Origin of the sequence: Methylobacterium fujisawaense (genome assembly GCF_039619325.1) — a bacterium.
GTDB lineage: Bacteria > Pseudomonadota > Alphaproteobacteria > Rhizobiales > Beijerinckiaceae > Methylobacterium > Methylobacterium fujisawaense.
In genome coordinates, this window is the sequence record NZ_CP155000.1 from 509,387 (window position 1) to 531,448 (window position 22,062).

A 22,062-nucleotide genomic window follows, 5' to 3' on the forward strand; every position below is an offset into this window, starting at 1 on the left:
TACCTCAGTTTTTGTTGTTTAGAGGGGGCCGGGTCTTGGATCAAGCCGGTCGGCAGATGCGGCGCGCTGTCCCCTCGCGGAGAGCGGATCCTGCGTTAACCTTTCGTCAACCATACCGCCGACAGAATCCCAGGCGGAGGGCAGAACCATGACCCGACGCCGGGATTTCGACGCGCTGAGCGAAGCTCAGATCGCCGCGGGACGCACGCAGAAGCGCTGGGTCGAGCCGAAGGCGGGGTTCCGTCCGGCCGCGCCGCAGGCCGTGGCCGACTTGCTCGACACGATCCAGCACGTGGCCGAAGCCGCTACCGGCGAGCGCAGCTTCCTGTACCTGCGCCCGCAGGCCGGCCGCCCCCGCGGGCGCTGAGGCGATCCCGCCCACGCTTCCGGCGCCCGGATCCCGCGGCGCACTGGCAAGGGCCGGCCGGTTCTGCAAAAACGCCGGTATGGCACCGCATCCCGCTCTCGAATCCGCCTGCGCGCGCGTGTCGATCGCGTCCGCCCGATCCGGCGGCGATTCATGAGTGTGGACGAGGTCGCGGATCTCCGGCAGCGCAACCGTGCGCTCGCGGACGAGGTCGAAGGCCTGCGTGCCGCCCTTGCCGCCCGGGCGGAGACCGACGCCGCGGTCGCACCGGCGGACGAGACCGCCTTCGGCCGCGCCTTCTGGCGCGCGCCCGCGCGGATCGACGCGACCCTGCCCGATCCCGACCCGGCACGGCTCGACGATGCCGAGTTCCGCAACCTCGCCGACCACCTGCCGATCCTGTGCTGGCTCGCCCGCAGCGACGGCTACCTGTTCTGGTACAACCGCCGCTGGCTCGACTATTGCGGCACCACCCAGGAGGCGATGGCGGGCTGGGGCTGGCAGGCTGTCCACGACCCCGCCGCGCTGCCGCGGGTCAAGGCGGTCTGGGCCGCCGCGATCGCCACCGGCGAACCGTTCGAGATGGTCTTCCCCCTGCGGGGCGCCGACGGCGTGTTCCGGCCCTTCCTCACCCGGATCGTGCCCCTGCGGGACGCCACCGGACGGGTGGCGCGCTGGTTCGGGGTCAATACCGAGATCGGCGCGCAGGCCCGGGCCGAGGCGGCTCTGCGCGCCTCCGAGGGCCGCCTGCGCCGGGCCCAGGAGGCCGGCGGCGTCGGCGTCTTCACCATCGACATCGCCAGCGACACCGTCCACGGGACGCCGAACTTCTTTCGCCTTTACGGGCTGCCCGAGCAGGACCGGCTCCCCGTCGACGTCATCACCAGCCTCGTCAGCCCGGACGATGCCGGCCTGATCGCCCGGCGGGCCGACCGCGCGGCCGGCCGCGCCGCGCGGGACGTCGCCTACCGGATCCGGCGGGCCGATACCGGCGCGGAGCGCTGGATCGCCTGGCGCGGCGCGTTCGAGCGGGACGGCGCGGGGCGTGCGGTCCGGTTCGTCGGCGCGGTGCGCGACATCACCGACCACAAGGCCGCGGAGGGGCGCGCCGAGGCCAACGAGCGCGAGCTGCGCCTCATCACCGATGCGCTGCCGGTGCTGATCGCCTTCATCGGCCGGGACTACATCTACCGTTTCGCCAATGCGGCCTATCAGGACTGGTTCTTCCGCCCGGCCTCCGAGATCGTCGGCCGCGACGTGCGTGCGCTCCTGACTCCGGCGAATGCCGAGTTGCGGCGCACCTACATCGAGCGCGCGCTCGCCGGCGAGGCCGTCCTGTTCGAGGCGGCGTGGCCCCACGCGGACGGGCGCCACCGGGATGCCGAGATCCGCTATCTGCCCCGGCGCGATGCCGGCGGGGCGGTCGACGGCTTCCACGTGTTCGTCCAGGACATCACCGACCGCAAGGAGGTCGAGGCGGCGCTGCTCTCCGAGGTCACGCAGCGCACCCGCGAGCGCGACCGGTTGTGGGAGACCACCAACGACCTGATGGGCACGGCGGGGCTCGACGGCTTCCTCAAGAGCGTCAACCCGGCCTGGGCGCGCATGCTCGGCTGGACCGAGGCCGAGCTCCTCGGACGCCCGTTCGCGACGTTCATCGATCCGGACGACCATGCCGAGGCCGCCGCGGTGGTCGGGCGGCTCGCCGCCGGCGAGAGGGTGACGGGCTTCGTCGACCGCGTCCTCACCCGCGCGGGCGACCGCCGGGTCGTGATGTGGACCGCGGTGCCCGAGCCCGGGGCCGGGCTGTTCTACATCGTCGGGCGGGACCTGACCGAGCAGCGCCGCGCCGAGGAACAGCTCCTGCAGGCGCAGAAGATGGAGGCGATCGGTCAGCTCACCGGCGGCATCGCCCACGACTTCAACAACCTGCTCACCGGCATCATCGGCTCCCTCGAGCTGATGCAGACCCGCATCCGGCAGGGGCGGTTCGACGCGATCGAGCGCTATGCCGGCGCCGCCATGGCATCGGCCAACCGGGCGGCGGCCCTGACCCACCGGCTGCTCGCCTTCGCCCGGCGCCAGCCCCTGGCGCCGCAGCCGACCGCCGCCAACCCGCTGATCGCCGGCATGGAGGAGCTCCTGCGCCGCACCCTGGGCGAGCGGGTGGAACTCGCCCTGGTCACGGCGGCCGACCTGTGGCTGACCCTGTGCGACCCGCACCAGCTCGAGAACGCGGTCCTCAACCTCGCCATCAACGCCCGGGACGCGATGCCGGAGGGCGGCCGCCTCGTGATCGAGACCGGAAACGCCCGCCTGGGCGACGCCGACGCAAGGCTGGAGGCCGGCGCGAGGGCGGGCTCCTACGTGAGCATCCGCGTCAGCGATACCGGGACGGGCATGAGCCCGGAGGTCGCCGCCCGGGCCTTCGATCCGTTCTTCACGACCAAGCCGCTGGGCCAGGGCACCGGCCTCGGCCTGTCGATGATCTACGGCTTCACCCGGCAGTCCGAGGGACACGTCCGGATCGAGTCGGAGCCGGGGCGCGGCACCGCCGTCACGCTCTATCTGCCGCGCCACCGCGGCGTCGCGGAGCCCGAATCCGTGGCCTCGGATCGCACGGTGCTGCACCGGGCGGCGCGCGGCGAGACCGTGCTGGTGGTGGAGGATGAGCCGGTGGTACGGGACCTGATCGTCGAGGTGCTGGCCGACCTCGGCTACACCGCGGTCCGGGCCGCGGACGCCCGGGCGGGGCTCGCCCTGCTGCGGGGACCGGGCCGGATCGACCTTCTGATCAGCGATGTCGGCCTACCCGGCGGCCTCGATGGCCGACAGATGGTGGAGGCGGCCCGCCCGCACCGGCCGGACCTGAAGGTCCTGTTCATCACGGGCTATGCCGAGAACGCGACCTTCGGCACCGGTCACCTGGAACCGGGGATGCAGATGATCACCAAGCCGTTCTCCGTGGAGGTGCTGGCCGCCCGGGTGCGGGCGATGATCGCCGGTCGCGACTGACCGCCGATGCCGCTCCGCGTCCCACGCCCCGCCGCGCCGCCGCCGTCGCTACCGCCGCCGCCGCCTCTCTCGCTGCCTCTGTCGCTGACGACCCGCATCCTGCTGCTCGTCCTGCTCGCCCTCGCCCCGGCGCTGGCGATCCAGGGCTACAACGAGGTCGCCCTGCGGGCGAGCCGCGACGCGGCCGTGCGGGCCGAGGCCCGCGCCATCGCGCGGGACGTCGCGGAGGATTTCGCGCAGATTTCCGAGCGGATGCAGCAGGCCCTCGACCTGATCTCCGGGGATGCCTCCGTGCAGACCCGCGACCCGGCGGCCTGCACCGCCTACCTGCGGCGCGCCGCCGCCCGGCTGCCGCACGTGCTGCTGATCGCCCTCACCGATCCCGAAGGCGCCGTGCTCTGCGACAGTGCCGGCTCCCCGGCGGGTTCCTACACGAGCCGCGACCGCGCCTATCACCGCCGCGCCCTGGAGACGGGCGGCTACGCGGTGGGCGGCTACGCGGTCGGACTCCAGACGCGGCGGCCCTCGATCCACTTCGCCCGGGCCGTCCATGCCGGCGACGCGGCGGCGGCCCCCACCGGCGTCCTCCTCGCCGCCGTCGACCTCGACTGGCTCTCCGATCATCTGGAACAGACGCTCCATCAAGCGGAGACGGCGATCACCGTCACGGACCGCGACGGCCTGATCATCGCCCGCCGTCCGGACGAGGCCGCCTGGATCGGCAAGCCGATCCCGCCCGACCAGCGCGCCATGCGGGAGATCCAGGGCAGCGAAGTCCGCGTCGCCGAGGGGCTCGACGGCCGCCTGCGGATCATCGCGGCCGCAACGCCGGACGGCCCGCTGGCGGGGGTGCGCGTCGTGGTCGGGCGCGACCATGCCGCCGCCTTCGCGGATATTGACGCCGCCACGCGCCGCGGGCTGGTGCTGATCGCGCTCGGGGCGGCGCTGGCGCTGGCCGCGGCCCTCGTGGCCGGGCGGCTCTTCATCCGCCGTCCGGTCGAGCGGCTCCTGCACATCGCGGCGGCTTGGCAGGCCGGTGATCTCGCCGCCCGCACCGGCCTGCGCGGCGCCACGGAGTTCGAACGCCTCGGCAGCAAGCTCGACGCCATGGCCGGCACCCTCCAGCGCAGCACCGCCGCGCTGCACGCGGAGATCCAGAACGGGCGCGCCCTGCAGGCGCAGCAGGGCACGATGCTGCACGAACTGAACCACCGGGTGAAGAACACCCTGGCGACCGTCCAGGCCCTCGCCCGCCAGTCCCGCGGCTCAGCGGACGTCCTGGAGGCGCGGATCCTGGCCCTGTCGAAGACCCACGACCTCCTGACCCGCGAGGACTGGAGCGGTGCGTCCCTGCGCGAGGTGCTGGAGAACGAACTCAGCCCCTACCGGACCGGCGGCGACCAGATCCGCCTGGACGGTCCGGACGTCTCGCTGAGCCCCCGCGAGGTGCTCGCGCTCGGCATGACCATCCACGAACTGACCACCAATGCCGCCAAGTACGGCGCCCTCTCGGTCCGCGAGGGCCGCGTCCGGGTGACGTGGTCGCTCGCGCCGGGCGCGCGACATCTGCGGTTCCGCTGGGAGGAGAGCGGCGGCCCGCCGGTGCAGCCGCCGACCCGGGTCGGCTTCGGGACGCGGCTGATCGCCGGCGGCGTGCGGCGCGAACTCGCCGGCACGGTCGATCTCGCCTTTGAGCCCCAAGGCCTCCAGTGCCGGATCGACGTGCCGCTGGATCCGGGGCTCGGCACGATGCTGGCACCGACGGGCTAGAGCCCACGGGGTTCAGCAAGATTGTCCCGATGCGACAGGGCGTTGAGGCGACATTCTGATTGATCGGTTCAGCACATCCGGCTCAGCCGGGCGCGATGGGCCGGCTCGCTTGGACAGGATGCGGAACGACGAAGCAGCCCCTCTGCCGGCGAAGCGCCGGGCCGCTCGCGTCACACGTGAACGAACGGGCATAGCCACCTGACGGAAAACGACCTTTCGGTCCCGGGATCAGGTGCCGATGCGTGTAACCTCCTGGACGTCCCGCTTCACCTGCCGCCATGTCCGCCAGGGTTCCAGGTTCGAGAGCGCCATCCGGCGCACGCCCATCCAGCCGAGGCCGAGCGCGACGGCCAGGAACGGCGCGGCGACGAGCAGCGCGGCCGGCGCCTCCGCGCCGAACGGCACCGCCAGCAGCTTCACCACGGCGTCGAGGCCGAGGAAGAAGGTGACGATCAGGAGCACCGGGATCGTGCCGATGATGGCGACCAGCGATACGATCGCCCGGATGTTGCCGTCGATCTCCGTCCGCGCCAGCGTCAGCAGCGCCTCCACGTGCGCGGTCCCCTCGCGCAAGGCCGCAATCAGCAGGGCGAGGGTTCCGTCCGGGGTCTGACGCATGGATACGATAATCCTCGGGGCCGTTTCCGGCCGTCCCGGGCCAACGGGGCCGCGGGCCGAAGCGTTCCGCCCCCGACGCTCACAGCATCAGGAGCACCGCGCCGAGGATCAGCACGGTCGCGAGGCCGGCCAGGATGACCGCCCGGCTGGCATCGGCCCGGTCGTCCGGGATCGGCTCCGGCGGGGCCGCTGCAGCGGATCTGGGCGCCGCGAAGGCGGCGGCGCCGTATCCTGCCTCCGTTGCCCGGTCCGGCGGCGTGCCGGGCTTCGGTGCCGGGAGTTCCACCGCGGTCGAGACCGGCCGGTTGGCCGGGGGGGCGACGGCCTCGGGCTCGACGCTCACGCCCGCCGCCTCCAGCTCCAGCATCACCAGAACCAGGGCATCGACATCCATGCGCTCGACGGGCAGCGCGGTGCGCAGATCGTCGGCCGTGATGGCGCCCCGGCTCCGGCCGAGGGCGATCAGCCGGTCGAGCGTGCCGCGATCCAGACCCTGCGTCATGCCCCGCCCTCCCCGGCCGCGACCCGATGGTCTATCGCGAAACGCGCCCGGGCGGCCCCGGTTACCCGGCGGCGCGTCCGGCGCTAGGCGCTGAGCGCCGGACGCGCCGCCGGGATGGGGCCGGGCTCGGGGCTTGCGGCGGCGCCCGTTCCCGCGCGGAACCGGAGCATCGGCCGTTCGATCAGAAACCAGCTCAGCAGGCCGAGGGGCATGGCGCCCCCGAGCGCCAGGGCCGCGACCGCCCAAGGGGAAATGCCGGGGATCCGGGCGATCAGCAGGTTCTGCAGCGGCCAAGCGTAGAGGTAGAGCCCGTAGGACGGATCGATCTGGGCGGTGGCGCGGCTGAGGGCATTGGGACGCACCGCGAAGGCGAACCAGAAGATCAGATACCCGCCGAGGAGCGCGAAGGCCGGCTCGGCCAATGGCCGGCTGAACAGGAGCGGCACCAGCAGCAGGGCGGCGAGGCCGGCGCCGCGGCGCGTGTAGGCGATCCGGTCGGCGAAGAGCCGGAAGGCGCCGCCGCAGCAGAATACGAAGGTGAGGCGGATCATCTCCGACAGGGAGCCGAGGGCATCCCCTGGATGCCCGATGGGCAGGTAGAGCCAGCGCAGGGCGAGGAGGATGCCGAGACCCGTGAGGAGACCGAGATAGCGCCCGCGCCGGCGCAGGGCGCGGGCGGTGCCGACGAGGCCGAGCAGCAGGTAGCAGCCGAACTCGCAGGGGATCGTCCACATCGATCCGTTGAGCAGCGGATAGGGCAGCCCGGCGAAGGTGCCGGGGACCACCGGCATGAGGAGCAGCGACAGCCGCGCCAGGGCCTCCAGCGGCGAGGCCGCCGCGAGGTCGCCGCCGCCCAGGGGCGCGACCACGGCGATGCAGAGCAGGGACGCCACCACGAAGGCCGGGTAGATCCGCAGCGCCCGCCGCATCAGGTAATCCGCGAAGGAGCGCTTGGCGCGGTAGCTCGCGGTGATCAGGTAGCCGCTCACGAGGAAGAACCCGTCGACGGCGATCTCCCCGAGGGACAGGGTGCCGAAGGCCTGCGTCAGCAACTCGCGCGACCGGTTCCCGTCCACGAGTTCGGGGGCGTGGGCCAGGATCACGAGGGTCGCGAACAGGAGGCGCAGGGACCCGAAATTGTTCGCCCGCGGATCCCGGCCGCCCGTCACCTCCGCCACCGCTGTTCGCTCCCGACCCCTCTGCCCGGTGTTCAGGGGTCAAGAAGCGGCGCGCGAAGGCAAGGACGCCGGCGCCACACCGGATGGGGATCGGGCGGCGCCGCGCGATGGGACGGGCGCCGTTGCACGGTCGACGCAGTCGGATCAGGGCATGGCCGTGGCCCGGGCCCGCAGCTCGGCCGGACAGCGCGTCGCCCTCCGAAGCTGGAGGGGCCGGCCCTCCAAGGTGCTGAGGGCTGCGATAGAATTCAGTCTCTGAGCCGATCGCCGAACTGCCGGTCATCGCGTGTGGCGCGCCCCCGGCGCCGTTGGGCCTCATCGGGCAACTCGCCGCGACCGCCTTCCGCAGCGGGCAAGCCGCGTCTGAAAGCCGCGTCCGTCGGGCCGGGCCGGCGGTCCGGCACGATCGACGTGCGCCTTCAACGGCACTGTTCCTCCCTACACCACCCCAAGTGCCGCGCGAGATCCAGCCTGTCGGGCTCGTGTCGGTATCGGCACCTCCGCTGCCGCGCGGGTGACGTCCTGGACGATCCGGCGTGCCGACACGGGTGTGCCTTCTGTCGCCACCCGCATGGTCGTCCCAAGCGCCGCGCACGCCCGCGAGCTACCGTCGACCACGACGCGGATGCTGGAAGCGCCGTCCCTCGTCGCGCGTGTCGGGGGCGACGTCGCGGCTCCAGCGCGCGCCGCGCCTCCGTACCGACCGTTGCTCGTCCTGATCGAGGTGGAACAGCGTCTTGCGGTCGAGAGGCCGCCCCGTCGACCTCGGCCGAGCCCTCGTCCCCAACCCTGATCCCCAACCCTCCGTGCCCTCGTCGGATCCGTGGACCGCGAAGCCGGCATCGGTCTGGCTGTAGGCGAAGGTCGGGGACGCAACGCTTTCGAAGCGAAACGCGCTCCCGACACGCGTCGAACCTGCGACCTTGGCCGCAGGAGCCCCCGCGACGTCCCCGTCGAGGCGATTGGAGGCAGAGCGTGATCGTATCGCCGCCGTTGCGCTCCTCGCGCGCTTGGGCTAGGGAATGGCCACGGCCAGCACCCGTAGCTCAGCTGGATAGAGCGTTGCCCTCCGAAGGCAAAGGTCACACGTTCGAATCGTGTCGGGTGCGCCAATCTTATCAATGACTTAGCTCAATCGCTAGCTCTTCCCGTCCAAGCGTTGTCCAATAAACGCTCTTGGACCCCGGTGGAGTTTGCCGCCCGCACCGGATGCGCGAGCGGCGTTCTGTGGCCTAGGTGGCATCCTCGAACTGAGGAGGATGCGATGGTCTACGTGCTTATCATCATGCTGGCTGGATCCGGCGCGTCGGTCGGATCCGTTGAGTTCAACACCAAGGAAGCGTGCCAAGCGGCGTCGAAGGCGATCGCCGACTCTGGCCGTCCGTTTGCTGGCGCTTCCGCGATCACCGTGTGCGTCGCGAAGGGGTAGTCTCACGCCGGGTGCGCGAGCGGCGTTCGTGGGAAGGGCTGCAGGTTTCGGATTGATATGCTTACTAACTTACATTAGGCCGCCGCCGCCGGCTTCGGGCTGGCCGTCCACGTCCGCCTACCGTTCGCCCCTCAGCGACAAAGGCGGGCGTGGATGCCTGGGATTGTCGCCCCATTCGAAGATCGGCACGATCTAGGTTAAGTACAGTAGTCGAGGGGCTGGATGGGGCCTTCGACAGCCCACGTCCGCGGTGATCGCCACACCCTCTTCGGGCGATAGGTCAGCGGACGTGGGTGCTCTCCCCGCCTTGCCAAACCCTCGGTCGCCCAAGTGGCAAAGTCTGCCACTTGAACCGACCACGCACACCTTAAGACCGTCGCTGGTTGCCTACTTCAGCATGGTCTGACTGAGTCAGTGGCAGCCCCGCGCCACTGACCTCCACGCCCGCCGCCTGGTGGTCCCTCAATCCTTCGGATAGCGGGCGTGGACGCTGAAGGAGGTGGTGAAATGCCATCTCCCTAAGTCAAACTTAGGAGGTCAGCTCCGCCCGCGCGGCCAGGACCTCCGCTAGGCGGACTCGATCGCGCGACCGCTCGAAGGCCTCATCGGCGCTTCGGTGCAGCATGTCGGACCGGGCGAGATCGAAGCGGGCGAGCCGAAGCATCCGGACCGCGAGGAAGGCATAGATCAGCCGCATAGCGCCACCACCTCTTTCAACAGGACGATGAGCGCGCGGTGCCCTACGAATTGGTCGCCGTCGTCGTGCTCCGCAATCATCAGCCGCGCCTTCGCGGCAAGGTCTGAAAAGCTTTGGCTCGGCTCTTGAATACACCGCTCTAAGACAGTGGTGCAGTGGTTAATCTCTACGTCGATTTCTTCATCCGTGAAAAGCTCGGCCGGATGACGACGGTCCGTGGCATACGCCCATCTCTTGGCCGCTTCATTGCAAGCCTCAGCGAGGTCGGACGTCGGGGAGGCGATAGCCGGCACGGAGGCCAGTGGAGCCGCGAGTGACCCTGACCCAGCAAACTGGTCCGCGCCGAGCGCAAGATTTTCGGGCATCCTGAACCCTGAAGGAGGGTGGATGCCATGCCTCGCAAACGCTTTACGAACGAACAGATCGCCTTTGCCCTGCGGCAGGCGGAGAACGGCGCGACGGTGGACGAAGTCTGCCGGAAGATGGGCGTGTCCGAGCCGACGTTTTACCGCTGGAAGAAGCAGTTCGTCGGCATGGGCGTGCCGGAGATCCGGCGGCTGAAGCAGCTGGAGGACGAGAACAGCAAGCTCAAACGACTGGTGGCCGACCTGACGCTGGACCGCTCCATGCTGCAGGATGTGCTCAAGCGAAAGTGGTGAGGCCCGCCGCTCGCCGCGAGGTCGCCGGTCACCTGCAGGTGGCCTACGACATCAGCGAGCGTCGGGCCTGCCAAGCCACCGGTTTCGGCCGCTCGTCCCAGCGTTACAGGAAGCGCTCCGACCCGCAGGTGGCGCTGCGAATGCGGCTGAAGGAACTCGCTGCCGCACGGGCGCGCTACGGCTACCGAAGGCTGCACATCCTGTTGCGGCGGGAAGGCTGGGAGGTGAACCACAAGCGCACCTACCGGATCTACCGGGACGAGGGACTGTCGATCCGGCCCAAGCTGCCCAAGCGCAAACGGGCCTGGCGCTACCGGCAAGGGCGGCCGGCCATCGGTGGACCCAACGAGGTCTGGGCCATGGACTTCATGTCTGATCGCCTGTTCGACGGACGTCCGTTCCGGATCCTGACGGTGGTCGATTGCCATACGCGAGAGGCGCTCTCGCTCACACCGAAAGCCAACTTCCGCGCCTTCCAGGTGACCGAGACCCTGGACGCCCTGGTCCGGCTGCGGGGGCGGCCCAAGAGCCTGCGGGTCGACAACGTCCTACGTAGCGAGGAAGGACGGCTGATCGGGCAACACGTCTCCGTCCGCGAACATGCGCCCGCGGTGTGTTTGTCGTCAACGTCGATCCAGGCGGCTCCTGCCGATCCGGAAGAACTCTCGCCCATAGCGAACACAGGATCCAGCCGATGCACGTGGCGCCGTGGTCCTCACCGTCCTCAACACGAGATGTCGATCCAGGCAGGAGACCCGAGCATTGTCTACAGGGTCGTGGTTCTCACGCCCTCACGGCTCTGCTGAGAGGGGTTCTCCCACCTGGCACCGGCCCCTCGACGAAGGGCCGGTAATCGGCACCGGTCTTGATGACGGCGTGCACCACGCGCGCCATCTTGGCGGTGATCGCGGTCAGCGCCTTGCGCCGCAGGTCGGCATTGTGCCGGTCGCAGGCGATATAGCGCTCGAACTTGTCGCGGAAGCCGTTCTCCCGCTGCCGGATGGCCACCTGCCCATCCAGCCAGAGCGTACGCCGGAGCCGGGCGTTGCCGTACTTCGACAGCTTGGTCTGGCCACGGAAGGTGCCGGATTGCTGGGTGGCCAGATCGAGCCCGCAGAACTTCAGGAACTGCCGGTGATGGCCGAAGCGGCGCAGGTCGCCGGCCTCAGCCAGGATGGTCAGGGCGTTGATCGGGCCGATGCCGGGGATGCGGCGCAGCAGCTTGTAGTCGGAGCTGTCCGTCAGGAGGGCGTCGGCCGTGGCCTCGATGGCGTCGCGCTGCTGGATCAGCCCGCGCACCTCGCCGATGACGAGCCGGAACATGCTCACCGCCGGAGCGTCAGGCGGCACCGGCAGGCCGATCGAGCTGCGGGCCGTCTCGTAGATGTCGCCGAGCAGTTGCGCCTTGGCGACCTTGCGCCCGACGACATCCCAGGCGGCGGCAATGAAGGCCTCCTTGCTCAGCGCGGTGATGCTGGCGGGCGTGGGGAAGCGATCGAGGAAGGCGAAGAACCAGTCCGAGCGGCTGTTGTGGCGGAAGCGGTCGACCTCCGGGAAGTACAGCGGCAGGTAGTGGGTCAGGATCCGATGCAGCACCTCGGTCTTGGCCTTCGAGACGGCGTCGTGCGTCTTGGACAGTTCCTGCACGTCGTTGATGCCGGCGGCGAGCGGGTCGTGGTACACCTGCGAGGTGCCGATGCGGATCATGTGCAGCATGACCTGGGCGTCCTTCGGGTCGTTCTTGTCCCAGCCGTTGTGCAGGGCCTCGCGGGTGCGGGCGAGCCCCACGGAGGAGATCAGGCGCACGGCAAAGCCGGCCTGGAGCAGGCGCCAGGCGATCGGACGGTGATAGTTGCCGGTGGCCTCGAAGCCGCAGGTCACCGGCTGACCGAGGTCCGACAGCAGCGCGATCAGGCGGTCGTGCTCGGCGCGGGTGTTGAGGACGCTCAACCGGCGTCGTCGGCCGGAGCCGGGCACCTCGATCAGGACCTCGTTGCGGGCCTTTGCGACGTCGATGGCTACGAGAACGCCGGCCGGCGGCGTAAGCTGTGGTCTGGTCATGGTCGATCCGTCTCCGGAATGAGGCTTCGAACACCGTCACTCTAGAGACCTGCCGATCGACCATGACCGCCTAGGGCGGCGCGCTGCGCTCAGCACGGCTTCGCGCGCCGCCCCAGAACCGTCGAGCCATCTTCCCGATGTGCTACGGCACCGAGCTGACCTCGCACGCCATCCTGCGCTGGCAGGAGGAGCGTACGGTTGAGTGGCACTAGATCGCCCCCGGCAAGCCGCAGCAGACTGATGTAATCGACAAGAGCTTTCTTCGTAGATCTGCGCTATTTTCGGCTGGCGCACGGGCGACCGCGTGGCGAAGAGCAGGGCGTGAGGTGGGAGCCCTGCCGCGCAGCCTCTATCGGCGCACCTCAGTTGCGGCGCCCGTGCGCACCTTCTTGGGCCCTTGCGGATTCCAGCCCGTCACGAAGCGGGCGTAGACCGTCTCAGCCTGTTCGACCCAGCGCCGCTCCCCATCGCGGTGGCTCTTGCTGTTGTAGGCGTGAGCTGCCCCCTTCTGACCGCGAGCCGCCTTGTAGCCGGCCCTCAGCTCAAGATCGCGAAGCTTCTTCGCGTGAAGCGAGGGGCGGGCCCAGACGTAGCTCTCGCTCTTGGTCAAAAGATGCCAGATCACGACCGCGAGCTTGCGGGCGGTTGCGACAGCGGCAACGTGCTGGCCGCGTCGCGCCCTGACCCGCAGGAAAAAGGCTCGGAGTGGGCCTGGAGCGCGGGCTGCGGCCCAGGCGGCCTCGACCAACATGCCGCGGGCGTGACCGCGACCCTGCTTGGTGATCCGGCCGTGGTGCGCGGGTCCCGGTCCTGATTGCCGCACGCTCGGGTTCAGACCGAGGTAGCTGACAAGCTTTTGCGGCTCGTCGAAGCGGGTCACCTCGCCGATGGCCGCTGTCAACGCAAGCGCCACCACCATGTCGATGCCGGGGACCGTCATCAGTCGCTTGACGCTTTCGTCAGCGAGGGCCGAACGGGCGAGATCGCGCTCGATGACCTTCAGGTCCTCGCCAAGCCTGTCAAACTCGCGCAGGTGCCGCTCGATCGCGAGCCGTTCGTCCTCTGGCACGACCTGTTCGACGAGCCAGGCCCGGCCCTTGGCCCCGCAGAGGTCAGCGTGGGGACAGGATGGGATCAGGTGGCTGTGCAGGATCGACTGGATGATGTTTTTTAGCCGGGATCGCTGCCGGACGATCTGGTTGCGGCGGGTAACCTGCCGGCGCAGCGCCTGGGTCGGCTCGTCTGGAACCCACACCTCCGGCAGGAACCCGCTCGCGTAGAGCTGCGCCAGCACGCCGGCGTCGATCGTGTCGGTCTTGATCTTGGCATGCGCGATCATCCGCACCTGCATCGGGTTGGCGATCACCACCTTCTTCACGTGCGGCGCGAGAACCGCCACAACGGCCGAGGCATTGCCGGTGGCCTCAACGACCACGACGTCATCCGCCGAAAGTTGCTCAGCGAAGGCGGTCAGAAGATCGCGACGCATGTCGACGCGACCCAGCCGCCTCAGCTTGCCATCATCCCACGCTACCGCTTCCGCGAAGGCGCGGTGAATATCCAGTCCGATAATCCGCATGCCCACTCCCCATGATGGTTCGTCGACAAAAACGGGAGCTGGCGGGCAACACGACACCTACTGATCCGCGCTCGCAGCGCATCCGGGAAAGTCGCAAGGGGCGGCCATGTAACGAGTTCGGGCTCTCAGCCCACTGTCTATCGACGGCCTGCCCGCACCTTCGTGCTCCCGGTGCCCCGCGTCCCAGATGGGCTCACCATAATGCCGTTCTCCGGGGAGAGCAGCGGAACGAGAAGGCACCGCACAGGTACATACCGGATAACGGTCTTGTCGAAAGCCTGAACGGGCGCTTGCGCGACGAGTGCCTGAACGAGCATCTCTTCCGGAGCCTGCCGGCGGCCCGGACAATCATCGAGGCGTGGCGGGTCGACTACAACACCTGCCGCCCCCACACGAGCCTCGATGGGCTCACCCAGAACGCGTTTGCAACCCGGTCCCAACAGGACCAGAACCAGAACGGACTCTGGTTATGAACGGGGGCAAACACGGGGCAAGGTCAGATCGAATGTCGTAGGCGCCCTACAAGTGGCAACGGAAGCTAAATATTGACGAATTGTCATAAAGCAAAGATTTTGCGCCATCACCGACCGGGCATTCGGAAGAAAAATAGGGTTCCTTCGAAGCGACCGCGCATAGATGGTTCAACGAGTTTGGGTCGGCTCTTGCAATAGGTTCACCGCAGATGAGGTGCCTATCTTGACCCCTCACGTCGTCCACATGGCAAAAGTCGATCGGTGTCTGCAATTGGCAACAGCGCCGAAAAGTCTTTGTGCATCAGATGCGTGTGCAGAATTCCCACGTATCTACCTATGGTTGGGTCCTGGCAGATGCTCTCGTCGCAACCTCAAGATGAAAAATTATATCGACAGGCTTTAAGCCGCCATGATAGCGGTGGGATAAGGGTGGCTATAACAAAGCATACTTGAAGATCGGATGATGATGTCTATCGCCCGAGATCAAAAATACGAGCGCTTTCGTGAAATATTGTCGGCGCCATACGACAATATAGATCCGCCGCGCTTTCCGGCATACACGACGGATAAGCACTTTAATATTGAAGATTATGCACAAGAAAGCGCAAATCACTCAGTCGAGAGCTTTGATAATTTAGCAAAAGCCTTGCCGGACGAATTATTCATGGATCTTGGCTGCGGCAGGCGCGCGGTCACTTTGGATAACGTCCTCTATGTTGAGGTGTATCCATCAGCATCTGCGGACCTTATAGTTGAGCCAAATTGTCGATATCCCATAAGAGACGCTTCTCTCCGCGGCATCGGATGCTTCGCAGTCCTGGAACATACCAGAAAACCCTGGATTGTCGTTCAGGAAATGCGTCGAATGCTGAAACCCGGCGGACAAGTTTTTATTGATTGGCCATTTCTGCAGCCTGTGCATGGGTATCCGTCGCACTTTTTCAATGCGACACGCGAAGGACTTACCTCGATCTTTGAAGATGAAGGGTTCGAAGTTGATCATGCTTTCACTGGAGCGCATCAAACAGCAGCTTACAGCATACAATGGTTGCTTGGCCGTTTCGCACACAATCTAAATGATCCGGCATTGAGGCACGAATTCACACAGATGACTGTCAGCGATCTAGTCTCGATGTCACAGCAAGATCCACTTTGGTGGAAATTTCTCAACGCATTATCCAAAGAAGCCTTCGCTGAACTTGCATGTGGCAATATGCTGTTTGCCACAAAAGTCTGAATTTTAGCTCCGTAGCACATGCCTATGTCTGACACATATCCTGAGCTATTGTCGTCGCCGTCGACAGCAACACTAATTTCGGGCCGTATATGCGGCATATCGAAAATTAAAATTGCATAACACGGGCTCGACGAAAATGGGGTTGTCATACAAAGCGCGTGTTAATACTATACGATCGAGAGACGCAGACAACAATCTGCGGTCCGACATCCAAAAACAAGATTAAAGCCATGAAATCATCTAAAAAGATAATTATATTTGCTGGCAATTGCAACGCCACTGATCTCGCCGGATTCTTCTCGTCTGTCGAGGTTTTGAAAGATGATTTCGAGTTTCACCCTATCGCTTTTCACATCACTCCGGTCCCAGGCCCTGAAATGATGAAAATGGTCGAGGCTGCCGACACAATTTTCATCCAAGGCATTGCCGAAGCCGAGAATTTCGAGCGGACGCTCGTGCCGAATAGCGTCCATCGCGTCGGCTATCCCAATCTGCTTCGGCGGGCGTTCTGGCCCTTTGACGGTCTAATCTACGGCCGCGACACAATCGCAGAAGCTGACGCAGCCCGCGGAGGGCCTGTTCGTTTCACTGATGGCGTCCTCGCGAAGCTCCGCAATGAGATTGCCGATCATGGGGCTCGATTTAATGCCTATCGAGACTTGAACGTTCGCGGACTAGTAAAAAATTTCACTCGACTTCTTGAGATGGAAAATGAAAACTTAGAAAATCTAGATCAAACTTATGGATGTGCGCTCGGTGCATATTTGCGCCAAAACGCAAGATCAAAGCAATTATTTCATTGGCTGGGCCATCCGAGTGGATTGCTGTATCGCGAGTTGATGTCCTATTGCTGCGATAAGCTGAGATTATCTATACATCTACCCGATCCATCTTCGCTTGACGGGTGGGGTACTATGCAAGTTCCGATTCACCCCATGGTCGCTGACCAATTAGGTCTCGATTGGGCTCAGCCTGACAGGCGTTATCACTACGCTCCGCTGGGACATCCTACGTGGGAAGAATATACAAAAATGTACATTCATCACCTAGGCTGAGATATTATATATTATGAAATCTGCAAGTCTTCACTGGCTTCCCATCCCGCCGCAGGATTGGCGCCAGCGTGCTTCCGCTGCTACGACAGACTCTGATCCCATTCGGGCTTGGTCGGAATTAAGAGCGCTGTCGCTCACGAACCTTGATCACGCTGGTATTACGAGGCTCGCTCACTCGCTTACGAAGCGCTTCCCTGAGGCACCTTCGCATCTGTCTACACGGCCGGTACGTCTCGCCGTCCTCGGCTCGTCAACAACGTCCCATCTCCTGCCGTCGATCAAGGTCGCTGCCCTTCGCCGTGGGATTTGGATCACATTTCTGGAGGGTGACTACGGTCAGTATGTCACCGACCTTGAGACGCCGAGCGACGCACTACGCGCGTTTGCTCCCGACGCTGTGTTACTGGCTCTTGATGCCCGACATCTCACTCAGGGCGTTCCGGACCTCCCTGACATCGCCAGCGCTGACAACGGGCCAGCCCACGCGGTCGCACACCTGCATATGCTCTGGCAAGTGGCGCAGGATCGGCTCGGTTGCCGTGTGATCCAGCAGACCGTCTTGCCTGTATTTCCGCCCCTGTTCGGCGGCAACGAGCACAGGATGCCGGGCTCGCGGCACCGCTTCATCACGCGGCTCAACTCTGAGCTTCGCAATCGCGCCGAGAGCGCGGGCGTAGACCTCGTCGCCGTTGATGACGGCGCCGTCCGATACGGGATCGAGGCGTGGCACAACCCCATGCTCTGGCACCGTGCCAAGCAGGAGGTTTCGCCGTCGATGGCGCCGATCTACGGCGAGTACGTGGCCCGGGTCCTGGCAGCTCGCCAGGGCCTCTCGTCCAAGTGCCTCGTATTCGATCTCGACAATACCCTCTGGGGTGGCGTCGTCGGCGACGACGGCGTCGAGAGGATCGTGATCGGCAACGGGGACGCCGAGGGTGAAGCCTTCCTGGCGGTCCAGCATTACGGGCTCGAACAGGCCCGTCGCGGCATCATCCTGGCCGTCTGCTCGAAGAATGACGAGGCGAACGCCCTTGAGCCGTTCGATCGGCATCCCGAGATGGCGATCCGGCGCAAGGATGTGGCCTGCTTCCTCGCCAACTGGGACGACAAGGCGGCCAACATCCGCGAGATCGCCCGGCGGCTCAATATCGGCCTCGACAGCCTCGTGTTCGTCGACGACAATCCATTCGAGCGCAATCTGGTGCGAACGGCGCTGCCGATGGTGGCGACGCCCGAGGTCCCCGAGGATCCCGCACTGGTGCCGCAATGCCTCGCCGATGCGGGCTACTTCGAGGGGGTGGCGCTCACTGCGGACGATCTCGGCCGGACCGAGCAATACCGCCAGAACGCAGAGCGGGAGGCTGCGGCCTCAGACGCGACCGACGTCGAGTCCTACCTTAAAAGCCTGGACATGGTTCTGGAATGGGGTCGCTTCGACGCCACGAACCTGACGCGGATCGTCCAGCTCATCAACAAGACCAACCAGTTCAACCTGACGACGAAGCGCTACACCGAGGATGAGGTCTGCGCGATCATGGCCGACGTCGGCGCCGTCGGCTTGCACTTCCGCCTCAAGGATCGGTTCGGCGACAACGGATTGATCGCCGTCGTCATCGGCAAGATGCAGGGCGATGAACTCGCGATCGATACGTGGCTCATGAGCTGCCGCGTGCTCAAGCGGCGGGTTGAGGAGGCGACCCTGGACGTGCTCGCTGGCGAAGCCAGACGTCTCGGAGCGCGGTTCCTCGTCGGGGAGTACCGGCCGACTCCGAAGAACGGAATGGTCAAGGACCACTACCCGCACCTCGGTTTCGATGCGGACAGTGGCGGTGAAGGCGAAACGACGCGCTGGTCGTTCTACCTGCATGGACGCGATCGCCCAGACTTTCCCATGAAAATCGTGGAGACGAACTGATGAAAGCGGACGGGATCTACGCAGCGCTCAACGAAATATTTCGTGACTTCCTCGCTGATGACACGATCGACCTCAAGCCTGAGACTACCGCCGACGATGTGGAGGGCTGGGACTCCTCGAACCACATCAACATCCTGCTCGCGGTCGAGGAGCGCTTCGGCATTCGGATGAGCACGCGGGAGATCGAGAAGCTGAAGACCGTCGGGTCGCTGGCCGAGCTGATCGAGTCCAAGCTCGCCGAGCGCTGAGGTGCGCCCATGAACGACCTCGCCGAACGTACCTTCCTCCCCGAGGATCAGATCGCCTTCGCGAAGCTGTCCGGGGATCAGAACCCGATGCACATGGACCCTGTGGCCGCAAGGCGGACCCAGGCAGGCTATCCGGTGGTTCACGGCGTCCACGCTGTCCTGTGGGCCCTAAACGCCGCTGGCGGCCATCTGAGGGACTTCGGGGCCCTGTCCGTGCGCTTCGAGCGGATGATCTACGTCGGCGATCGCTGTGTGCTCCGGCAGCGCCAGAGCCGCGGCGAGGGGTTCTCCCTCGACATCCTCGTTGACGAGACCGTGGTCACCCGCATCGACCTCGGGCCCGCCGTCGAGGGCAGGCACTCATCGGAACACGAGAAGCACTCGTTCGCGGTGGAGGCCACGCCCGCCCTCTTTGAGGAGGCGTTCCCAGAGGCGGCAGCGGTGTTGGGAGGCGCCTTCCTACAGGAACTCGCCGGGCTGTCGAAACTGGTCGGCATGGTCGAGCCGGGCCTGCACTCGATTTTCAGCGGCTTCAACATCCTTCGGGAGCCCGGGGATGTACCCCTGGGTATGCGGTTCGAGATCGCGCACGAGGATGAACGCTTCAACCGCATCACCATAAGCGTCACCGGGCAGATCCTGAGGGGGCAGGTCACCGCTTTCCGGCGGCCGCCGCCAATTGATCAACCGAGCTGTGACGAGCTGCGGGGGCTGGTCTCGCCGGATGAGTTCTCCGGGAGCAAAGCCCTCGTGGTCGGCGGCTCGCGCGGGCTCGGCGAGATCACGGCAAAGCTCCTGTCTCTCGGTGGGGCCGACGTCGTCATCACCTACGCCACCGGTGACGTCGACGCCCAGCGAGTGGCGAGCGAGATCCGCGCGGCCGGTGGGTCCTGCGCGGTGAAGCAGCTCGACGTGCGCAACCTGCCGACGCAGCAGCTCGATGCCCCGCAGGTTTTCGACCAGCTCTACTATTTCGCGACCCCCTTCATTTTCGGCAAGCGTGGCAAGGGCTTCGACAGGCGCCTGCTGGGCCAAATGATGGGGTTCTACGTCGACTCCTTCTACGACCTCTGCACCCATTTTAGCAGGCAGCAGAAGCTCAACGTCTTCTATCCGTCGACGATCGCGGTGACGGAGCGACCCGCTGGCCTGACCGAGTACGCTATGGCCAAGGCCGCCGGTGAACAGCTCTGTGCCGATCTCCCGAGGATGCTCAAGAACGTCAAGGCAACGATCCGGCGGCTACCGAGGCTTCCAACCGACCAGACGTCGAGCGTCCAACCGGTGGAGACGGGATCAGCCGTCGACGAAATGCTCGCGGCGATCCGAGCCGTCTCGTAGGCGGCTCTCACCCCGCTTCGTAACTTAAAACTATTTCAGCCTGACGACCGATCGCTGCCCAACCCGGAGCCTCAACCAAGTCAATAGATCGCTGACGTCGATGTTGAGCGGAGGTGGGCAGGTTTGGACTTAATCCTCTACGTGCATGGCTTCGCTGCCGTCGCGGCGTCATCGACAGCGATGTCGATTCGTGACGTAAATTTTGTTGATTGCCTGCCACATGATTCCAGCGTTCACCGACCGACAGCTCTGGCGGTCATGGAGCGGTGACGTCGCACTGTTCGGAGACGGTGCAGGGGTCGACACTTCGGCGTTGCTTAGACATCGACCCCGACAGCGATCAGATAGGGCGTGGATCAACTTGATGGCAGATGCCGAATGTAAAAGCCGATGCCTGCGGAGGACATCTCGTCGAAAACGATCGATCTAGCAAAGTCAATGCGATGAAGTGCTGAGCGCTTAATTTCTTTTAAATAATTGCATGACAAGCCCTGAAGCCGTTCTGGCAATAGTTCATAGCGCCGTCGCCCGCATGCGTGAACAAAGTACACGAAATTTTCGAAATCAATGGCCGCTTACTATCGAACTAAAGCTTAATTTTCGCAAGGCGCATGTTTTCATTGCCGAGGCGCAAACTTGGCTCGAAGCAAATTGTTTCGGCAATTGGGCGCTTCGTCCTGATATCGATGTCGTTGGCTTCACCGATGAAGCAGAAGATGTTGCATTCGCTTTTTTTGGGCGGCCTGACGATGGTGTCTATGCCATCGAATGACCTTTATGCCTGGTATTGGATCGACGATCGCGCGGACTTTGATCGCAGAGCTGCCCGAGCTAGGGAGCCTTGACCGAAAGCAAGTCGCCGCGTTGGTCGGCCTGGCCCCTTGGACGCGGCAATCCGGTCAGTGGCGCGGCAGGAGCTTTATCGCGGGCGGTCGCGCGCCTGTCCGCACGGCGCTGTTCATGGGCGCCCTGGTGGCCAGCCGTCACAACGCCGCGCTGAAAACCTTCCGTGGCCGCCTCATCGCGGCCGGCAAGCCCAAGCTCGTTGCTCTGATTGCCACTGCTCGGAAGCTGATCACCATCCTCAACGCCATCCTGAGAGACGGAACGCCATGGCAAACCGCTTGACCGGCAAGACAGTCGCTCAATGGGCTCGGTCCAAGATACCGGTCAGGTCAAAATCGCAGCCGGTGACCATATAGATTATATACATAATATAAAATGACAGCAGCAAAGCGTGTCGGGCCATGCCGGACCGGCGCTTCGCCGTCTGCTATCCGTCGTTGGACAAGCTCATCGCCGTTTGGGTTTCGGGCGCTCCGCTACCCAGCGAGGCCCGTGCCGCCGAGAGGATCTCCTCCGCCAACGCTTCGTCATCGACCGCGCGGGCGAGGACGACCGCACCGACGAGCGTTGCCAGCGAGGACAGCGTGCGCTCCCGCTTCCTCTTTGCCGTTCTTGGCACGGCTTCCGCGACCAAAGCCGCCAATCCGCGCACTCCGTGCGTGAAGCGTGACCTGACCGGACTGTCCGGGGCTTCCCGCGCGACATCGTTGGCGAGGGCGGCGATAGGGCAGCCTACGCCAGGGGCGCGGACGTGGGCGAGAGAAAGGTAATTGGACACGAGGCTGTCGGAGGGCCCCCGTCGATTGTTGACGAGCGCGGTGTCGAACGCCTCCGCGGCCAAGGCTTCCTTGTTGGCGAACTGACCGTAGAACCCGCCATGGGTGAGGCCGGCGGCTCCCATGATGTCGGCGACGCCGACCCCATGGAGGCCGCGCTCGCGGAACAGGGTCGCCGCCACTTCGACCACGCGCTGACGGTTGAGCTTGGCCTGCTCCTGCGAAACCCTCGGCATGTGCTGACCCTCCGTCCGACGCGACTTCTATCAATATAGATGTTTTTCGTAATTTATGAA

At 65.6% G+C, this 22,062-nt stretch carries 18 protein-coding genes, 1 tRNA gene and 3 pseudogenes; 14 read left to right on the forward strand and 8 right to left on the reverse strand.

From position 1 onward, the window contains the following. Positions 1–148: 148 nt before the first annotated feature. The 3 genes from ABC766_RS02475 (at position 149) to ABC766_RS02485 (ending at position 5,152) form a co-directional block, all read left to right on the forward strand. Positions 149–367 (forward strand): hypothetical protein, encoded by a 219-nt coding sequence (locus tag ABC766_RS02475; protein ID WP_043356299.1) that lies wholly within the window; start codon positions 149–151, stop codon positions 365–367. A 153-nt stretch (positions 368–520) separates the two neighbouring features. Continuing rightward, positions 521–3,382, forward strand: a complete 2,862-nt coding sequence (locus tag ABC766_RS02480; RefSeq protein ID WP_345821006.1) for a PAS domain S-box protein — start codon at positions 521–523, stop codon at positions 3,380–3,382. A gap of 6 nt (positions 3,383–3,388) precedes the next feature. Then, positions 3,389–5,152 carry a sensor histidine kinase gene (locus ABC766_RS02485; RefSeq protein WP_345821009.1) on the forward strand — a complete coding sequence of 588 codons (1,764 nt, stop codon included), beginning with the start codon at positions 3,389–3,391 and terminating at the stop codon, positions 5,150–5,152. A 228-nt stretch (positions 5,153–5,380) separates the two neighbouring features. On the opposite strand, the gene ABC766_RS02490 is transcribed toward ABC766_RS02485, so the two are convergent. The 3 genes from ABC766_RS02490 to ABC766_RS02500 form a co-directional block, all read right to left on the reverse strand. Beyond that, complete coding sequence (locus ABC766_RS02490; RefSeq protein ID WP_345821011.1) at positions 5,381–5,770, reverse strand: phage holin family protein; 390 nt, start codon at positions 5,768–5,770, stop codon at positions 5,381–5,383. A 79-nt stretch (positions 5,771–5,849) separates the two neighbouring features. Next, on the reverse strand, positions 5,850–6,272 hold the full coding sequence (locus ABC766_RS02495) for an RNA polymerase sigma factor region1.1 domain-containing protein (RefSeq protein ID WP_345821012.1): 423 nt from the start codon (positions 6,270–6,272) through the stop codon (positions 5,850–5,852). A gap of 83 nt (positions 6,273–6,355) precedes the next feature. Further along, on the reverse strand, positions 6,356–7,450 hold the full coding sequence (locus ABC766_RS02500) for an acyltransferase (protein WP_345821013.1): 1,095 nt from the start codon (positions 7,448–7,450) through the stop codon (positions 6,356–6,358). 1,035 nt (positions 7,451–8,485) lie between these two features. Here ABC766_RS02500 and ABC766_RS02505 point away from each other — a divergent pair. Together ABC766_RS02505 and ABC766_RS02510 are read left to right on the forward strand one after the other, a co-directional pair. Continuing rightward, a tRNA-Arg gene (locus ABC766_RS02505) sits at positions 8,486–8,562 on the forward strand. Positions 8,563–8,714: 152 nt separating this feature from the next. Continuing rightward, positions 8,715–8,879 carry a hypothetical protein gene (locus tag ABC766_RS02510; protein ID WP_173009321.1) on the forward strand — a complete coding sequence of 55 codons (165 nt, stop codon included), beginning with the start codon at positions 8,715–8,717 and terminating at the stop codon, positions 8,877–8,879. 529 nt (positions 8,880–9,408) lie between these two features. Here ABC766_RS02510 and ABC766_RS02515 read toward each other — a convergent pair. Together ABC766_RS02515 and ABC766_RS02520 are read right to left on the reverse strand one after the other, a co-directional pair. After that, entirely contained in the window at positions 9,409–9,576 is a 168-nt protein-coding gene (locus ABC766_RS02515; protein WP_345821016.1) for a hypothetical protein, read from the reverse strand. Beyond that, on the reverse strand, positions 9,567–9,941 hold the full coding sequence (locus ABC766_RS02520) for a hypothetical protein (RefSeq protein ID WP_345821018.1): 375 nt from the start codon (positions 9,939–9,941) through the stop codon (positions 9,567–9,569). Before ABC766_RS02520 ends, ABC766_RS02515 begins: the two co-directional genes overlap by 10 nt. Positions 9,942–9,968: 27 nt before the next feature. On the opposite strand from ABC766_RS02520, the pseudogene ABC766_RS02525 reads away from it, so the two are divergent. After that, positions 9,969–10,780: pseudogene (locus tag ABC766_RS02525) on the forward strand (IS3 family transposase); the annotation flags it as partial. A 238-nt stretch (positions 10,781–11,018) separates the two neighbouring features. Here the strand turns inward: ABC766_RS02525 and ABC766_RS02530 are convergent. Both ABC766_RS02530 and ABC766_RS02535 read right to left on the reverse strand, forming a co-directional pair. Continuing rightward, the gene (locus ABC766_RS02530) at positions 11,019–12,296 is read right to left on the reverse strand and encodes an IS110 family transposase (RefSeq protein ID WP_345821020.1); all 1,278 of its coding nucleotides are present in this window, start codon (positions 12,294–12,296) and stop codon (positions 11,019–11,021) included. Positions 12,297–12,645: 349 nt separating this feature from the next. Next, positions 12,646–13,860 (reverse strand): IS110 family transposase, encoded by a 1,215-nt coding sequence (locus ABC766_RS02535; protein WP_427902310.1) that lies wholly within the window; start codon positions 13,858–13,860, stop codon positions 12,646–12,648. Positions 13,861–14,075: 215 nt separating this feature from the next. Here ABC766_RS02535 and ABC766_RS02540 point away from each other — a divergent pair. The 8 genes and pseudogenes from ABC766_RS02540 to ABC766_RS02575 all read left to right on the forward strand — a co-directional run. Then, positions 14,076–14,348: pseudogene (locus ABC766_RS02540) on the forward strand (integrase core domain-containing protein); the annotation flags it as partial. A 463-nt stretch (positions 14,349–14,811) separates the two neighbouring features. Beyond that, complete coding sequence (locus ABC766_RS02545; protein ID WP_345821022.1) at positions 14,812–15,585, forward strand: methyltransferase domain-containing protein; 774 nt, start codon at positions 14,812–14,814, stop codon at positions 15,583–15,585. 230 nt (positions 15,586–15,815) lie between these two features. Continuing rightward, positions 15,816–16,640, forward strand: coding sequence for a WcbI family polysaccharide biosynthesis putative acetyltransferase (locus ABC766_RS02550; protein ID WP_345821023.1), 825 nt, complete (start codon positions 15,816–15,818; stop codon positions 16,638–16,640). Between the two features lie 13 nt (positions 16,641–16,653). Further along, positions 16,654–18,555, forward strand: a complete 1,902-nt coding sequence (locus ABC766_RS02555) for an HAD-IIIC family phosphatase (RefSeq protein ID WP_345821024.1) — start codon at positions 16,654–16,656, stop codon at positions 18,553–18,555. Beyond that, positions 18,555–18,803: an acyl carrier protein gene (locus tag ABC766_RS02560; protein ID WP_345821025.1), complete on the forward strand. Its 249-nt coding sequence runs from the start codon at positions 18,555–18,557 to the stop codon at positions 18,801–18,803. Before ABC766_RS02555 ends, ABC766_RS02560 begins: the two co-directional genes overlap by 1 nt. Before the next feature lie 9 nt (positions 18,804–18,812). Continuing rightward, positions 18,813–20,144 (forward strand): SDR family NAD(P)-dependent oxidoreductase, encoded by a 1,332-nt coding sequence (locus ABC766_RS02565; RefSeq protein ID WP_345821026.1) that lies wholly within the window; start codon positions 18,813–18,815, stop codon positions 20,142–20,144. Between the two features lie 481 nt (positions 20,145–20,625). Continuing rightward, positions 20,626–20,916 carry a hypothetical protein gene (locus ABC766_RS02570; RefSeq protein WP_345821027.1) on the forward strand — a complete coding sequence of 97 codons (291 nt, stop codon included), beginning with the start codon at positions 20,626–20,628 and terminating at the stop codon, positions 20,914–20,916. Beyond that, a pseudogene (locus ABC766_RS02575) lies at positions 20,913–21,272 on the forward strand (transposase); the annotation flags it as partial. The gene ABC766_RS02570 and the pseudogene ABC766_RS02575, both read left to right, overlap by 4 nt. A gap of 145 nt (positions 21,273–21,417) precedes the next feature. Here the strand turns inward: ABC766_RS02575 and ABC766_RS02580 are convergent. After that, positions 21,418–22,002 carry a TetR/AcrR family transcriptional regulator gene (locus ABC766_RS02580; protein ID WP_345821028.1) on the reverse strand — a complete coding sequence of 195 codons (585 nt, stop codon included), beginning with the start codon at positions 22,000–22,002 and terminating at the stop codon, positions 21,418–21,420. Positions 22,003–22,062: the final 60 nt, after the last annotated feature.

Excerpts from the sequence above, each read along its gene's own strand:
- ABC766_RS02475 (WP_043356299.1), top strand. The coding sequence starts at position 149 with ATGACCCGACGCCGGGATTTCGACGCGCTGAGCGAAGCTCAGATCGCC.
- ABC766_RS02480 (WP_345821006.1), top strand. The coding sequence starts at position 521 with ATGAGTGTGGACGAGGTCGCGGATCTCCGGCAGCGCAACCGTGCGCTC.
- ABC766_RS02485 (WP_345821009.1), top strand. The coding sequence starts at position 3,389 with ATGCCGCTCCGCGTCCCACGCCCCGCCGCGCCGCCGCCGTCGCTACCG.
- ABC766_RS02490 (WP_345821011.1), bottom strand. The coding sequence starts at position 5,770 with ATGCGTCAGACCCCGGACGGAACCCTCGCCCTGCTGATTGCGGCCTTG.
- ABC766_RS02495 (WP_345821012.1), bottom strand. The coding sequence starts at position 6,272 with ATGACGCAGGGTCTGGATCGCGGCACGCTCGACCGGCTGATCGCCCTC.
- ABC766_RS02510 (WP_173009321.1), top strand. The coding sequence starts at position 8,715 with ATGGTCTACGTGCTTATCATCATGCTGGCTGGATCCGGCGCGTCGGTC.
- ABC766_RS02515 (WP_345821016.1), bottom strand. The coding sequence starts at position 9,576 with ATGCGGCTGATCTATGCCTTCCTCGCGGTCCGGATGCTTCGGCTCGCC.
- ABC766_RS02520 (WP_345821018.1), bottom strand. The coding sequence starts at position 9,941 with ATGCCCGAAAATCTTGCGCTCGGCGCGGACCAGTTTGCTGGGTCAGGG.
- ABC766_RS02530 (WP_345821020.1), bottom strand. The coding sequence starts at position 12,296 with ATGACCAGACCACAGCTTACGCCGCCGGCCGGCGTTCTCGTAGCCATC.
- ABC766_RS02545 (WP_345821022.1), top strand. The coding sequence starts at position 14,812 with ATGATGTCTATCGCCCGAGATCAAAAATACGAGCGCTTTCGTGAAATA.
- ABC766_RS02550 (WP_345821023.1), top strand. The coding sequence starts at position 15,816 with ATGAAATCATCTAAAAAGATAATTATATTTGCTGGCAATTGCAACGCC.
- ABC766_RS02555 (WP_345821024.1), top strand. The coding sequence starts at position 16,654 with ATGAAATCTGCAAGTCTTCACTGGCTTCCCATCCCGCCGCAGGATTGG.
- ABC766_RS02560 (WP_345821025.1), top strand. The coding sequence starts at position 18,555 with ATGAAAGCGGACGGGATCTACGCAGCGCTCAACGAAATATTTCGTGAC.
- ABC766_RS02565 (WP_345821026.1), top strand. The coding sequence starts at position 18,813 with ATGAACGACCTCGCCGAACGTACCTTCCTCCCCGAGGATCAGATCGCC.
- ABC766_RS02570 (WP_345821027.1), top strand. The coding sequence starts at position 20,626 with ATGACAAGCCCTGAAGCCGTTCTGGCAATAGTTCATAGCGCCGTCGCC.
- ABC766_RS02580 (WP_345821028.1), bottom strand. The coding sequence starts at position 22,002 with ATGCCGAGGGTTTCGCAGGAGCAGGCCAAGCTCAACCGTCAGCGCGTG.